Consider the following 15,794-nt stretch of genomic DNA (forward strand, 5'->3'; position numbering starts at 1 on the left):
TCCTCACCGAGCCGCCGCACGCCCCCCTAATTGACGATGAAAAAAGCTTGTCCACCTTAACCTTTAGGTGTGACAAGCTTTTTGTGCATAACGAGCTTATAGCCGACGCCGCGAATCGATTCGATTTGCACCGACTGCTGACCGAGCTCCAGCTTTTTGCGAAGCGAGCTGACATGCACATCTACGGTACGTTGACCGCCAATGTAGTCGAAGCCCCACACGACATTCATCAGATCATCGCGCGTAATAACCATGCCTGGCCTCTGTACAAGGTACAGCAGCACTTCAAATTCCTTCGGACGCAGCGGGATCGATTCTCCATCCAGCACTACCTCATATTTATCCGGATAGATCGACAGCTCGCCCGCTGTAATGATCTTCTCCGTCGTTTCAGGCATCATGTTGTCGTCCTGAAGCTGAGTCCGGCGCAGCACCGCAGATACGCGCGCCAGAAGTTCGGCAACGCCGAACGGCTTAGTAATGTAATCATCCGCTCCATGCTTCAAGCCTTGCACGACCTCTTCCTCAGCATTGCGGGCTGTCAAAATAATGACCGGCGTCCGCAGGCCATTTTGACGAAGGCGATTTAAAATGTCGAAGCCGTTCATTCCCGGCAGCATAATATCCAAAATAATGAGATCAAAGCTGCGCTGCAGCGCAGTTTGCAAACCTTCTCCACCATGATCGGCGACCGTAATTTCGTAGCCTTCCTGCGTCAAATTGTATGACAGAAGCCTAGCGAGTGTCGGTTCGTCTTCAATGACAAGCACTTTATGCGACATGGTAACCTCCAGCATTATTGCATTTATTCAACCTTATTCTAACATGAATTTATATAGAAGTGGTAAACCTTTTGCGCCAAGCTTGAAACATCTACTGCTGAAGCACGGGCAGCTCAATAATAAAGGTCGTTCCACGGCCCACCTCGCTCGTTACCGAAATCGTACCTTTGTGCAGCTCAATCAAATGCTTGACGATCGACAAGCCAAGCCCCGTGCCGCCTGAACTGCGCGAACGCGCCTTGTCCACCCGGTAGAAGCGCTCGAAGATGCGCGGCAAATCCTTCTTCGGAATGCCGATTCCCGTGTCGCTGATACGTATGCGGATATGGTCCTCGTTTATGCCTTCCATCTTCACTGTCACCCGTCCGCCCTCTGGCGTATAGTTAATGCCATTCGAAAGCAAATTCATCACAATTTGCCGCAGCCGATCCTCGTCCGCTTCCATATATAAGCCTGCTTCCAGGTCCATTTTCAGCTCAATCACTTTGCGCGAGGCCTCCGCCTCCAGCAGCTTGAGCGTTTTATCCATAAACACATCCATATTGACCGGTGAAAAATAAAGCGGAACACGCCGCGACTCGATTTTTGACAGCTCCAGTATATCCCCGATCAACCGATTTAACCGATCGCTCTCATCAAAAATAATTTGCAGAAACGAACGCGAAGTTTCCGCATCATTGACAGCTCCCGCGATCAGCGTCTCTGCGAAGCCTTTAATCGCCGTAATTGGCGTTTTCAGCTCATGCGATACATTCGCGACGAACTCGCTGCGCATCCGCTCCAGACGGCGAATGGCTGTCACATCCTGAAGCACAAGCAGCATGCCCTCATACTCTTCTCCCTCTTGCTCAATCGGCACCAGATTCAGCTCCAGCAGCCGCTCCTCGGGAAAATAAAAAGTAACCTCCTCGCGAATATGCTCGCGCGTCTCCAGCCCCTCCTGAATCATTTGGGCTAGTTCAAATTGCTGTTTGCCTTCGGCGTAATGGCGCCCAACCAGCTCGCGCGCCGAGAAACCGAGCAATTCCTCTGCATGCCTGTTCATCAGCACAAAACGGCCGGTACGATCAATCATGACAACACCGTTGATCATGTTGTCCAGCACGCTTTCCAGCTGGCTCTCATTTTGGCGGATTTGCGTCATTTGCACCTGAAGGCTATCCGCCATGGCGTTAATCGCATTGCCAAGCTCGCCAATCTCATCCTGCTTGGCTACAACAACGCGCGCCTGATAATCCATATTTTTAATCCGCTTCGCGACGCTTGTAATTTGCTCAAGCGGCCGCGTCAGGCTGAGCGCAATTCGGTAGCTGACAAAGGCAGCAACCAAAAACAGCAGCAGCAGCCCGCCGCCAATAACCGTCCATACGTTGCGGACGCTCTGCTCTACTTCACTCAGGCTCATGGCCAATCGGATGACATTAGAGTTCGGATTGCTGTTATCCGTCAATATCGCCACATACAGCAGGTTCTGATGCAGCGTATCGCTTTCCCTGATCGTGCGGCCAACGCCGTCCTCGCGCGCTTCGGCTACCTCCGAGCGGCTGTTGTGATTGTCCATCGTGGACACTTCATGATCCGAGTCTCCCAGCACGACGCCTTCTCCGGAAATAAACGTAACCCGGGCGCCAGTGAAGCCTTTAAGGCTTATTGCTTCCTCGGTAAAATAAGGCTCCACCTCGCTGAGCGTGCCCTGCTTCCACTGCATTTTCGCCAAAATAATATGCATTTCCCGAACCATATTGTCTTCCAACGCACTAATATGATTTTGCTTAAACGTATTTGCCATAATAAGTCCGGCCGCCGTAACGGATAAAGCAATCATCATAATCATAATAATCGTCAGCCGATTTCGAAAGCTGTTCACGCCAACCACTCCTCGTGTTCATTGCCACTCGTTTATTAGATTAAAGGTGGAACAGGTGCTTCGCTGCGCGAAAGGTTGGTCTTCCGATCGCCATTGGTGTTGATTTTCCTGAACAATAAATACTCTATCGGAAGAAAATCAACACCAAAAGCGAACACTCCGTTTCTCCAGACCAACCTTTCACTCCGCTCGCACCGTCCACCTGATTTCTAAAAAAACCTCGTCCATCCCTGAACATCTTATCATACAGGTATAGAAAAATGGCACCTGCATTTTTCATAAAAAAATCCCCATAAGGATGCAGCGGACAGCTTATCTTTACAGATAAGTCTGCCCGCCGCAAGCCCTAAGAGGATTATGCCCCGCTTTTCAGCCTAGGCAATGGCTATTCTAAAGCAAATATATTATTATTGTAAATTTGCTTCACAAAGCCTTTCCATACATTTAATAACCAAACACCTTCCATGATTCAAGACCAGCAAGCACACTCTCGTCGCCAGGGATAAGAACGCGGATTTTGTTCGTTTTCACCGGCGTAAAGCTTGTTTCATTGTCTTCATTCGCCTTCAAGCCAAGACCCGAAGCTTCCGCGACGTCAAGCCATTGCTCGCCATCCCAATATTGGACGGAATATTGCTCCGGCAGCTTAACGGCTCCTTCGCCATCGTTCCAATAAACACGAATGCTGCTAATCGTGTAGTCTTGGGCAAACTCGTATTGCGCCCATTGGACAGGCGCTTCAACGGCCTCTGGAGCAGGAGCTCTCGGCGCCTCTGATGCTGCCGGAACGTCCGCACTTAGAGCGGACAGCCGCAGCACATGCAGGCCGACTACCGCTGCTGGTGTCACTGCACCAATGCCAGGCTCGCCTCCCGCTTGACTGCCGTCAGTGGGCAGCGCCCCAGCCTCTTCACCGCTGGACTCCGTTCCTGCGCCCACGCCTTGCGGTTCATCCTGCGAGGTCGACATCGTGCCTTGCTCTGAAATATCTGCAGCCAGCGAAGAGCCGCTGAACAGTGAACCGATTTCCGTTGCGCTTAACGCACGGCTGTAAATTTTGAAATCATCCAGCGCCCCATCCAAATACGGATCGCCATATTGGGATTTGCCGAGGTAATTCAAATTCGTATTGCCAAGGCTTGATGGCTTTAAGGTCATGGACGTATTAATTGCAACCTGCGCCCCATCGACATACATTCTGCCCGTCGTGCCAGAAAGCGTCACTGCGACATGCTTCCAGACGCCAGTCGGCAATACCGGTGCATTAAGCTGCTGCTCCGCGCCATTGCCGCTTGACGTAATGGCAAAACGCAGCCCGCTGCCGCCAGCACGCGGCGTCAGGAACATATTGGCATTCGTTCCTGTGCCAAAATCAAAAATGCGCGACCAATCGCTAATCGTATCTAATTTGACCCAGGTCGAAATCGTAAAATCATTTACTGCGCTGACGATGCCCGTTGGCAAGGACGCATAGCCGCTCGTGCCATTAAGATCGAGCGCATTGCCGGAATGTCCCGCTACCCATGCCGTCGTGCCGGATAGCGTTGCATTTTTTCCATTGCCTGAGGAATCTGTCGCTGTCGTGCCACTTGTCTGATTAAACAAGTAGTTCGCTATCACCTCTGGCAAAGGAGCCGCCGGGTTAACCGTATGCGTAACCGTTGCATTCGCGGTCAAGCTGCCATCACTTGCCGTAAGCCTGAATACATAAGTTCCCGCCGTCGACACCGTCGCCGTCGTATTTACAGATGCTGCGTTTGCAAATACCGCCGTTCCTGGACCGCTAACAAGCGTCCAAGTACTCGTCAAAGTGCCTGAAGGCAAACCATCATCCGTTGCTGTTCCTGCCAGAGTAACTGGCGAAGGCAGCGTGAACGTGCCTGCTGTACCCGCACTCACAATTGGTGCCGTATTCGTTGGCGCTGTTCCTTGCTGAAGCTCAATGTCATACGTTGCAGCCGTACCAATGTTTAGAGTAATCACAGCTGCTCCGCTGCTTGAAACAGTCACTCCGCCAGCTACAGCGTTGTTAACCAAAATATTATAATAGCCAGCAGCCAAGCCTTTGAAGGTTACTTTCGTTGTATGTGCCGTTCCCGACGTCGAGCTTTTCAAATTGAATTTCACATTGTTTTTGGCCTTCGTAATCGTTGCTGTTGCAATTTTGTCGCGTTCCAGCTCCATGCCGAATTTCTCGGTAATGAGGTTGAGACGCTGGAATACGCCATCCTTCGGCACAACTGTGTAGCTGGTGCTATTGTCGGTTGCATCGCAGCCATAACAGTAGACGCCGAAAATAGGATCAACGGCTACGTCGGAGCTCAAAATTTTAATCGCGCCGAACAAGCCCAGATCTGCTTCTCCCGCCATGCCGCGCCAGCCGTTTTGCAAGGCGCCGCCACCTACTCCTAGTGCAGGATAGTTGCCTTTTTCCGCCTGATACGTCCAGGCTACAGCACCAAGATCTGCTGCGTCTGCGCTGATTTGACCGGAGTTAATCGCGCCGACGTTGGCGATTTTGGCTGCATAGGACATCCGCTGCTCTACTTCCGCATTGGTCGAATTGTTGCGAACCCAATCGTCCATCGCATAGCCCGCCAGCGACACCGTGTACTGGAAGTTCCACCAGTTCTCGCCGGTAATGGTCACCGGATCGGCATAGTAGTACCATACCGGCATATGTCCGCGTGCTGCCCGCGTTTTCAAATTGATTTTGCTTTTCATCGTATTGTTGTTGTTCATCTTGGCAAGCGTGTAAACCGCTTCTTCACCCGTATTGTCATAGTTGTACTCCGAGCCATACGGGTACGTCGTGTTGGCGAAATTATTGTATTTCGTTGCCATTTTGGCAATGAGATTGTTCGCTTCCGCCGTGTAGCCCTCGTCCTGAAGCGCCTTAATAATGTCCGGCGTCGTCATTTCGCCCATCAGGCCCGTGTTCCAGTTGTAAGCGACACCTGATCCGTACAAGGCATTGAAAATGTTATAAGCCCGCAGCAGATAGGTGTTTTTAGGATTGTCATACGTAATCAAATTCGGATACAGCTTAGCGATTTTGTACATGCTGAAATACGTGTTGTAAATATGCGGATAAGCGTAGCCGCGATAGGTTGGCGTGTCATTTGGCTCCGGCATCAGGAAATCGTGGATCAAATAATCCGTCTGATGCTCTGCCATCAGCCTGCCCCAAATGGCGACCGTCAAATAATCGTCAAGCGCCGTAACCTCGGAGGCAACGGGGGTTTGAACATTTTTCTCCGCAAGGAACTGCGCATGGGTGTAACCCCAATCATCGCCCCAGCCCCAATAGCCGTTGAAAATGTTGCGTTTGGAGTTTGTATCCATCATCCAATCGTCAAACACCTTGTCGCGGATATCGCCCGGAACGTTCCACTGCGTGCTATTAACCATGAAGGTGGAATGCCGCTGGAGCGCTGCATCAACGGGTTCGATCGCATAAAACTGCAGAACCGTTTTCTCCCCGTTTCCGTAGTTGACGGTAATCAGATTCGAACCCAGCTTGTTCATCTTGATCGAATACAGCTTATGGTTCGTACCCGTTGTGCCGAGTGACGTAATCGTCGTGTCGGACGGGTATTGCGCTGTAATCGAATTAATCGTTTTCGTCGTATGCAGATCGAATTTAGCCGTTTGGTTCGTTGGCACGATCATGCCCGGAACGACCGTCACATCGATGTGACCCTCGCTGTACAGACGATCCTTCACTTCGTTTTCATTAGCTACTTTGAAAAATTTAAACGCATACGTTTTGCTTGCGCCCGGTGCGAGCGTCAGGCTCGTATTCGGCAAATAGCCGCGATTCGTGCTTTTGATCACATTGGAGTGGATGTAGAAAACGTTGAGGCCTTCAATCCAGCCGCCTTGATCCATCGCCCATTTGCTGCCCGGATGCTCCTCGACTCTCCAGCGATCCTGGTATTCAAAGCCTGCTCCCGTGCTCGCATCAGGAACCATCAGCAAATAAGGGCCGATGCCGCTTGGCCGTGCTGCTGTAATATAGGAGCTGTTGTTGCCGACAAAGGAGTGGGTAAGCACGCGTGTTTCATAAATTTGCTCGTTGCTGCCGCCCGTCCAAAACTCATTGAACGGCAAAGGCAAGCCTACGTCGCCAAACTCAATCGTTTGCGTGCTCGTATTCGTCAGCTCGATTTTCCATAAAAAATAATCGTTTACGAGCGAATACGTGTTGACCAGCTTAAAATTTTTGACGCCATTCGCATTCGTCGAGTTCTGGTAGGTAATCGTTACGTTGTTGCCCGTCTGGCTCTGCGTTCTGCCATCGGAGGAGCTTTGTGTCAATGCCGTTTGCCAAGCTCCTGTGCCGAAGCGATACTTGAACATGAGCTCACCCAGCCACTGGTGATCGGCTGTGTTCTGATTTGGCGTCACTGTCGAATTCATCACATATTGCGTGTTGAAGGTGTCTCCCGTCAGGCGCAGTGAGTTGATTTCTCCGTTTGTGCCGGTAGAAATGTTGAAATTGCTGTCGGAAAGCGTGTAAGCGGAAGCGATGTGAGGAATCAAAATTACCATTAAAGCGGTTACAAAAATAGAGGTTGCCAGCTTAAGCATTTGCCTTGAACGAGGTAGCCATTGCATGGTCATGCGGTTTAGCCTCCCTGAACCTATTTTTATGTCGCATCTGTCCTCCCCTGGATGTAAAAGCCATTTTTTCTTGGGGCAGCGTCTTGCCGTTCTAGTGTGCCTCTGTGCCGCCTTGCCGCTTTGTAACTCCTTCACCACCTCCTCTCAGCGCTTTCTTTCCATCAAAAAAGACCCTATCGCTCAGAGCGGCGACTCCGTTAGCCTGCTGCTGGCAATAGGGTAGATGGGGGAGTAGAGCATCACTCCCTCATCAGGTAAACCATTTCATGCTGTGAACGCTATGTTATTGATCAACTATACTTCTATCAACTACAATTTCCTTTGCGTCTAAGTCGATTCTCTCACCCAGACAGTCATTTCCCCTGCACCGCGATTCGCCCAGGCAAAATACGGAATAAACCTGAGCTCGGCAGCTTCCGTCTGCCAATCGGCATTGTGGCGATACAGCTGTCCCTGCCAGCCGTCCGAAACTTGGCGCTGTCCATTCGCCGTAATCGTCTGCAGGCCTCCTAGCAAAACAGGGTCAAAAACGGCACTAAGCTCGCTTTCCGCCGGCAGTGCCAATTGGTAAAGCTGCTCGCCATTGTCCGTCTCCTCCAAGCAATAAACGAAGGGTCCGCGCTGCAAAGCCACCTTGCCGGCATTTTCGCGGACAAGCGGATGGCTCTTCATCCGGTGAATCGGCATTGTAAATACGAGCTCTACCGTATCGCCGCTTTGCCATACGCGATTGATTTGCGCATAACCGTTGGCGATTTCATTTCCTTTAATTTGCTGCGGCTCGCCACCATTAACAACCCATGAAGCCTCACCGCACCAATCTGGAACGCGCAGCTTTAACGCAAACGCAATCGGACGAGCGGTGCTGATCGTAAAGCTGACTTCACCGTCCCAAGTATAGGCCGACTTCTGTTCAAGCTGTACTTCAGTATCCGCTATTTCAAGTGTTGCCGCTCCCCCTACATACAAATGCACATAAATGGCTGACTTCTGCACCGTATACACATATTGCCCGAGCGAAGCCAGCAAGCGCGCGATATTCGGCGGACAGCAGGCGCAGCCGAACCAGCCCTGCCTTTGCCCGCATACATGATGCGTATTTTTATTCCCGGCAAGCTGTGAAGGATTAACCTCCAGCGGATTAACGTAGAAAAAGGTTTTACCGTCCCGGGCCATCCCGCTAACGACCGTATTGTACAGCGCCCGCTCCATCACATCCGCATAACGGCTGTCCGGCTCGATTTGCAACATGCGGTGGGCGAAAAAAATCAGGCCGATCGAGGCACATGTTTCTGCATAAGCCGTATCGTTCGGCAGATCATAATCTGCCGTAAAAGCTTCCCCCTCCGCCATCGAGCCAATGCCGCCTGTAATGTACATGCGCTTCGCCACTATGTTATCCCATAGCTTTTTGCAGGCTTGCAGCAATGCTTCATCTCCCGTTTCAGCGGCTAAATCGGCCATCGCCGTGCACATATAGACGACACGCACCGCATGGCCAACCGCTTGCTCCTGCTCCTGTACCGGAAGATGAGCCTGGCTGTATGGCAGATCATGGGCGATGTCAAGCTGGGGAAAATGAACCGTCCGCCCGCGCTTCTCCCACTCTTGCTCATAGAAGGACGGCTTAGCGCCCCTTTGCTCTATAAAATAACGGCTTAGCGCCAAATAATGGTCTTTTCCCGTCGCATGGTAAAGCTTCACAAGTGCCAGTTCAATTTCCTGATGACCGTCATAGCCGTTCAATTTGCCGGGTTCCCGTCCAAATACACGATCGATATAATCTGCGAAACGGCATGCTACCTGCAAAATCGTCTCATTCCCCGTCGCCTTGTTATAGGCGACAGCCGCTTCTATTAAATGGCCCGCGCAATAAAGCTCATGGCATTCCGCCAAATTGGTCCACCGATTTTCAGGTTCCTTCACCGTAAAATACGTATTTACATAGCCGTCGGGCTGCTGGGCTTTCGCAATCAGCTCAACAACACTGTCTGCTACCTGCTGCAGCGCGGGATCTGGCTCCGTTTCCAGCAAATAGCTGACGGCTTCCAGCCATTTCGTCACATCGCTATCCTGAAATACCATGCCGTGGAAAGCGCCCTCCGCTTCACCCGCGGCGATTTTAAAGTTTTGAATCGCATGGCTTGGCTCAGCTTCAGGCACCCGGTCGTTCAGCGCCTCCCATTGATAAGGCACAACCACCTCGCGCACGAGCCGAATATAGTCCGACCAGAACGGGTCGCTTATTCTCACCTTGTCCAAGGTTAGCGGTTTTGAGCGATCCGTGAGCATTATTCCTTCCTGCAGCTGTTCATTCATTTGGTTATTCATTCTCTTCCTCTCCTCTTCTATCTATGGTCAGCCTTTAACGCCGCCTACTGTGAGTCCTGCTATGAAAAAGCGTTGAAAAAACAGGAATAGTACCAAAATCGGAATAATCGTCATTATCGAGCCTGCAAGCAGCACCTCATAATTGTTGCTCGTTGGCGACAGCAAGCCGGACAAACCAATCGGCAATGTAAATTTCTCGGTTGAGCGCAGTACAATGACCGGCCATAAAAAGTTGTTCCAGCTGAATAAGGCTTGCAAAATCGTCATCGCTCCATAAGCAGGCAGCATCAGTGGAACCATAATACGGAAGAAAATGCCGAATTCCGTGCAGCCATCTATGCGGCCTGCATCCATAAAGTCCTTCGGCAGCCCAATCGCAAATTGGCGAAAAAAGAAAATCGGCAGCGGCGCTACGACAAATGGTAAAATGATGCCCCAAATCGAGTTGATGATCAGCAGATCAATCGACAGCTTATACAGCGGAAGAATAATAATTTCCACCGGAATCATCATGACGGCAAGCACGAGTGTAAATACGAACGCCCTTCCTTTGAAGCGGTACATCGCTAGCCCATAACCAACCATCGAGGAAAGCAGCAGGCACAGGAAGGTGAACAAGAGCGTAATGACCAGACTGTTGCGATACCAGTGGAAATAATTCTGCGAGCCCCCTTTTCCCGAAAAAATCGTTTTGTAGTTGGCCAGTGTCATCACATCAAAGTCCAGCCTCACATTCAGTCCGTAACGAAACAGCTCTGACGCCGGTTTAAACGAAGCCAGTAGCAGCGCAAACAGCGGGAACAGCGCGAGCACTGCAAAAGCCCCGAACAACAGCACGAGCAGGAGGGAGAACCCTTTATTCCTCGTTTTTTCAGCCATCTCCCTAATCCTCCTTTTTGAAAAATCCGAGCAAATTCAGCTGGATGACGCTAACGACCAAGGTAATGCCGAGCAGCGTAATCCCAATCGTTGAACCAAAGCCAAGATCAAAATACTGAAAGCCTTGCTGATAAATGTAGCCTACCATCGTCAGGCCAATATTTTGCGGTGACCCCCGGCTCCCCCACAGCATAAAGCTTTCGGTAAACATCGCATAACCACCATAGATTGTAATCGTGAATACATAAATGGTGATCGGCTTCAGCAGCGGAATGGTAATTTTGAAAAATTTGCTCAGCGTGCCCGCACCGTCCATATCCGCCGATTCATACAGCTCACGCGGAATGCCCTGCAGCGCGGACAGAAAATACAGCATATTAATACCTGCCCAGCGCCAGGTGGCGAGTACGACTAGCGCAAACATGCTAAGCGAGGGGCTAAGCAGCCATTTTTGACTGGATAGGCCGAACAGCGAAATGAAGGAATTCATAATGGCCCCATCCAACTCGCTGAAAATAAGCCGAAAAATAATGCCCGCGACCACAATGGAGGTCAAAGCCGGGATAAACAAGCTGGCTCTGAAAAAGTTTTTCGCCCGCATGATGCTGGAGTTCAGCAGTGCCGCAAGCGTGAGCGGCAGCGGAATGAGCACAAGCACCGTCCAAAACACATAACGCGAATTGTTCCATAAAGCCTGATAAAAGTCGCTGTTCCACAATTTGCGGTAGTTGGCTAAGCCAATAAATTTAACATCTCCTGGCAGCACCTGCTGAAAGCTCATAATGACCGCATGAATGAGCGGATATGAGAAAAACAGCAGAAACGAGACGATAAACGGCATAATAAACAAATAGGGAGCGAGCTTCTGCGAATTCATGCGCCTGGGCGCTGTTTTTTGCTTCTTAAGGGCGAGCCTGCCCGTGTTGGCATTCATGCTGATTTCACCTCCGACTTACGCATACTTAGGAGCTGAGAGGAAATTAGTACCCGCTTTTGTTGACAAAATCTCCATGGTTTTGGGAGTTTTGTCAACAAATTAGCGGTACTTTATTTCGTCGCAGTCTCTTATAGTTAACGTTTCCGTAAAGACGCAGCGCTTGCGCAGGCTGCCTGAGCCCGCCGGGCCGAGTTGCATCCTTTCGGCTAGACAGCTGGCAGCCATGCGAGCGCAGGCGTCTTGCTTAAACCTGTGTCCCTCTCGAATTGCTCTTTAGCTCTTTCGTTATTTCGTTATTTCGTTATTTCGTTATTTCGTTATTTCCCTGTATCCTTGCGAAGCTTGGCTGCGACATCTTTAATAACGGTTGCTGGATCTTCATTAAATTGAAAGATTTTAGGAACGATTTCGTTACGTACAGCATCGAACACAACAGGCGACGTCTCGCGAATGTTGACCGGATAAATTTCATCCTTGATTTCAGTCAGAGTTTTGAAAATATCTGTGCCGAAGTAGTCGGTAAATTTATTCGGCTCCGCCATTGCCGGATCGCTCCATACTTCGGTACGGATTGGGTCCATGCCAAGCTGCTTCCATACTTGAATGTTGCCGTCCTTGGACAGCTTCGCATAGGCGAGGAATTTTTTGGACAGCTCCAGATTTTTCGTCTGAACGGTAATAGACAAGCCCGTTCCGCCCATCCCTGCTGAACGATTGCCGCCTTCTTCCCATGCCGGCATTGGACGAATGATCATTTTGCCTTTCAAATCTGGCATTTCATCGGTGAACCGGTTCATAAACCAAAATGGCATAAATACCGATGCTGCGCCGCTGCCATTCATAAAGGCTTTGTACTCTGGCGTATCGTGTCCAACACCTGGAGAGACTGCTGCGATTTTTTCATCCACCAGCTTTTTAAAGAAGGTCATCGCTTCAATATTGCGCGGATCATCGACCGTAATTTCGCCGTCCGGGCCCACCTGATCGGATTTCAGCTGATTGATTGCCGGCCACCATGACCAGTTCCCCGCGCCTTCAAACGTGATGAATGGCACGCCTGTTTTTTCGACTACCGTCTTCCCGTATTTCTCGACATCTGACCATAGCTTAATATCATCCGGGTTGACGCCTGCCTTATCCATCAGCTCCTTGTTGTAATACATGACCGTTGCGCCAACGTGCATATCTACGCCATAATACTTGCCGTCCTTGCTGTAAATATCGACGCGGGATTTCACAATATTCGGAATTTCCGGATCAATGATATCATTGAGCTCAGCAAGCTGAACCTGACCCTTCATAAAATTCGGAAATTTGCTTTGCTCGATATCTACCAAATCCGGTGCCCCTTCATTCGATTGCAGAGCAAGCAGCAGCCGTGTATGCATGTCATCATAAGGAATCGTCTGGGCGTCCAGTTCGATCGGCTGTTCCGGGTTATTTTTATTCCACTCATTCGCCATAAACGAATAGAAGTCTGCATGCTGCTGGACGAACGTCCACAGCGTCAGCTTGACCGGGTCCGCCGCCGGTGCCCCCGTCTCTGCGGATGCTGCTGCTGTCGGCTCGGAAGTTCCCCCGTTCGTCGCTGCGGCCCCTCCATTCCCATTTCCGCTGCTGCAAGCCGCCATCAGCATTGTGACTGCTAAAATGCTTGCGGTTATACCTAATCTCCCTTTACGCATTCCATCATCCCCCGTGAACGTTTTTTATGCTTAATCCTTGCGGATTATAGCTGCAAATAGGTAAGCGCTTACATTCAAAAGTTAAACGTTTAGATTTATATTGAAAAGTAACGGATGGTACCGTTGTTCACCATTCGCTTCCGTATTGCTAGTAGTGGGCGACCATCCGTTATTGTCATGCTCATTTTGAAGAATCAGGGTAAATATTCAATTGGCCAGCTCGGCTACCGAATCCCGTTCAATCAGCTTGCACACAGGCTTCTCGCCCGTTTCGACTTGCTCTCCTTGCAAGATATGCGACAATGCCTCCATTGCCTTATACCCCATTTCATGAAGCGGAAGATCCATCGTTGTAATACTTGGACTAACATATTCGCTAAATTCGCGGTTGTCAAAGCCGATAATCGACAGCTGATCAGGAATTTGGATGCCCAGCTCCTTCGCGGCCCGCATGACACCGACAGCCATGACATCATTCATGGCCAGAATAGCCGTCGGCGGCTCGGGTGACTCCAGCAGCTCTTTCGCCAGCCGGTAGCCGGATTCCGCCTCCCAGTCGCCCATTTTAATCCACTGTGGATTGAATGGCAGCTCGAATGCCGTAATTGCTTTATAGAAACCGCCCAATCGCAGCCGCGATGGCATGGAATCCACCGCTCCGCTGATGATTGCAATACGGGAGTGGCCTTTATTTGTTAAATAGCTGATGGCTTCAAAAGAAGCCTGCTCGTCATCGTACTGAATGGACACATCGTTTTGGGTATAGCAGTAAGTATAGACGATTGGCTTGCCTTCCGTATCGAACAACCCCGTCAAATCGCGAGGATGCGCACCGATATAAATCATGCCATCTACCTGCTTGCCAAGCAGCTCTGACACGGCATCTTCCGCATATTTGCGGTAAGCGTCCACCTGATCGAACTGGCGGCCAATCCGCTTATCCAATCGCAGGTTGGTCAGCAATATATGCATGTCAAGGCGATCTGCGCAATCGTTGATGCCGTCGATAATTTCCGGCACGTTAAACACCGTAACGTCCTCCGCAATAACTCCAATCGTATTCGTCCGCCTGCGCTTCAAGCTCTGAGCCGCATTATTTGGCTTGTAGTTCATCTCCTCAATGACCTGCTCGACCCTTTCGCGCGTCTTTCGGCTGACGTTTCGCGTGCCATTTATGACATAAGAGACTGTGGCGGTTGAAACTTGGGCTTTGGCAGCGATGTCTTTAATGCTAATAGTCGACAAACCGTCACTCCTTTATGTTAAACGATTAGATTTTGTTCTAAATTGGTTATAACACATGAAATCATTTTTATGCAAGCGCTTTTTTATTTGTCTATGCCTAATTCCCCTCATTCGTTAGAATAGGGGCTTAGGCGTACGCCAATTCCGCTTAATTTTCGCCGTACCGTGCTGATGGTGAAGTGCGTTTGCCAGCTAACGAACAGGTGACGGCATCTGGTCCAGCTGCTTGCTTTTGTTCAAATATAAGAATTTATAAGTTTCACACTTATAAATAGGCTTATATTTCATCGCGAAACTTTAGCTTTGCCGCCAAAGGGCGGCTTCAGCCGTTTACGCCTGATCTTTTGCAAAATAAAATGATGGAGCGTCGCCAGCGGCTGCTGCACCATAATAGACAAAACGACCGGTACAGCCGCCAGTGGGCTGAAATAGCCGAGCGCCAGCACCATACCTAAGGAAATGTTGCGCATGCCAGTCGCAAACGATACTGTAATTTGCACCTCTTTGCTTTTTGCACGCATCGTTCCGATAAAGCCGACTGCGTAGCATAGCGAGACGAGCAGCACAACGAGCGGCAGCAGCTTGAACAGGTCGCCCTTAAGCTGCTCGGTATATGGGGCAATTGCCGCTGCATTCAGCGCGACTACCGCCACAAAGCACAGCTTTGAAAGCGGCGCTGCGACAGGCTTAACCTGCTCCTGCAGCCGGCCGCGGCTCAATTGATGGAGCAGTACGCCGAGCAACGTCGGCAGCACAATGATGAGCAGCAGATCCAGCATCAGCGGCGCGCTCTCGATCTCTACTGCCGTTTGGAAAAATAAATGCAGCCCCGCAGGCACGACAAAGGGGCATAATGCCGAATCGATAACGACCATCGCGAGCATGAGCGGCACGCTGCCGCCTGACATGCCAACCCACAGAACCGTGGACACACCCAGTGGAATAATGGTAAACAGCACCAGCCCCACCACATAAGGCGATGATGCGCCGAACAGCAGCGTCCCAAGGCCATAGGCGATAATCGGACAGAGCACATGCGCGAGCAGGAACGTCCAGGCAAGCACGCCCGGCCTCTTCATAACCGCTCCAAGCTCCTTCACCCCACACCCAAGCGCCATCGTCAGCGTCACATAAGCGAACAAATAAGGCACGGCCGCCACCATGCTGCTGAGCCTATCGGCAAAAATAAAGCCAACAACCAGCGATACGGGAATAATAACGAACATCCATTGCTCAAAATAGCGGTTAAAGGTTAGTCCAAATGCTTTCGTAAGTCATCCCTCTTTTGCTAGGTTCTAGAAGTCTATATAAGACGTGTTTTCAATAAAAATAATTTCGAGATGCTGGCGCAGCCTAGCTGTCCTTGCATTCAGCCTTTATAATAGCATAGAACAGCAATCGTCTCTTGCTTTCATTTCTATTTTATCGCACAAAGGAGTCAG

Annotated in this window: 9 protein-coding genes; all 9 read right to left on the minus strand. The window is 50.4% G+C overall.

What is annotated here, in order from left to right:
* Nucleotides 1-56: 56 nt before the first annotated feature.
* Complete coding sequence (locus tag WH37_RS09505; RefSeq protein WP_046230263.1) at nucleotides 57-782, minus strand: response regulator transcription factor; 726 nt, start codon at nucleotides 780-782, stop codon at nucleotides 57-59.
* A 91-nt stretch (nucleotides 783-873) separates the two neighbouring features.
* Entirely contained in the window at nucleotides 874-2,649 is a 1,776-nt protein-coding gene (pnpS, locus tag WH37_RS09510; protein WP_143088430.1) for a two-component system histidine kinase PnpS, read from the minus strand.
* A 444-nt stretch (nucleotides 2,650-3,093) separates the two neighbouring features.
* Entirely contained in the window at nucleotides 3,094-7,275 is a 4,182-nt protein-coding gene (locus WH37_RS09515) for a DUF5695 domain-containing protein (RefSeq protein ID WP_063838008.1), read from the minus strand.
* Nucleotides 7,276-7,602: 327 nt separating this feature from the next.
* Nucleotides 7,603-9,606 carry a glycoside hydrolase family 127 protein gene (locus WH37_RS09520; protein ID WP_231594172.1) on the minus strand — a complete coding sequence of 668 codons (2,004 nt, stop codon included), beginning with the start codon at nucleotides 9,604-9,606 and terminating at the stop codon, nucleotides 7,603-7,605.
* Nucleotides 9,607-9,633: 27 nt separating this feature from the next.
* Entirely contained in the window at nucleotides 9,634-10,485 is an 852-nt protein-coding gene (locus tag WH37_RS09525) for a carbohydrate ABC transporter permease (RefSeq protein WP_046230264.1), read from the minus strand.
* A gap of 4 nt (nucleotides 10,486-10,489) precedes the next feature.
* Nucleotides 10,490-11,419, minus strand: a complete 930-nt coding sequence (locus WH37_RS09530) for a carbohydrate ABC transporter permease (RefSeq protein WP_046230265.1) — start codon at nucleotides 11,417-11,419, stop codon at nucleotides 10,490-10,492.
* 320 nt (nucleotides 11,420-11,739) lie between these two features.
* Nucleotides 11,740-13,107 carry an ABC transporter substrate-binding protein gene (locus tag WH37_RS09535; RefSeq protein ID WP_046230266.1) on the minus strand — a complete coding sequence of 456 codons (1,368 nt, stop codon included), beginning with the start codon at nucleotides 13,105-13,107 and terminating at the stop codon, nucleotides 11,740-11,742.
* Nucleotides 13,108-13,314: 207 nt separating this feature from the next.
* Complete coding sequence (locus WH37_RS09540; RefSeq protein WP_046230267.1) at nucleotides 13,315-14,352, minus strand: LacI family DNA-binding transcriptional regulator; 1,038 nt, start codon at nucleotides 14,350-14,352, stop codon at nucleotides 13,315-13,317.
* Between the two features lie 284 nt (nucleotides 14,353-14,636).
* Nucleotides 14,637-15,578 carry a bile acid:sodium symporter family protein gene (locus WH37_RS09545; RefSeq protein WP_046230268.1) on the minus strand — a complete coding sequence of 314 codons (942 nt, stop codon included), beginning with the start codon at nucleotides 15,576-15,578 and terminating at the stop codon, nucleotides 14,637-14,639.
* Nucleotides 15,579-15,794 lie beyond the last annotated feature (216 nt).

Origin of the sequence: Paenibacillus algorifonticola, from assembly GCF_000971975.1 — a bacterium.
Lineage (GTDB): Bacteria > Bacillota > Bacilli > Paenibacillales > Paenibacillaceae > Pristimantibacillus > Pristimantibacillus algorifonticola.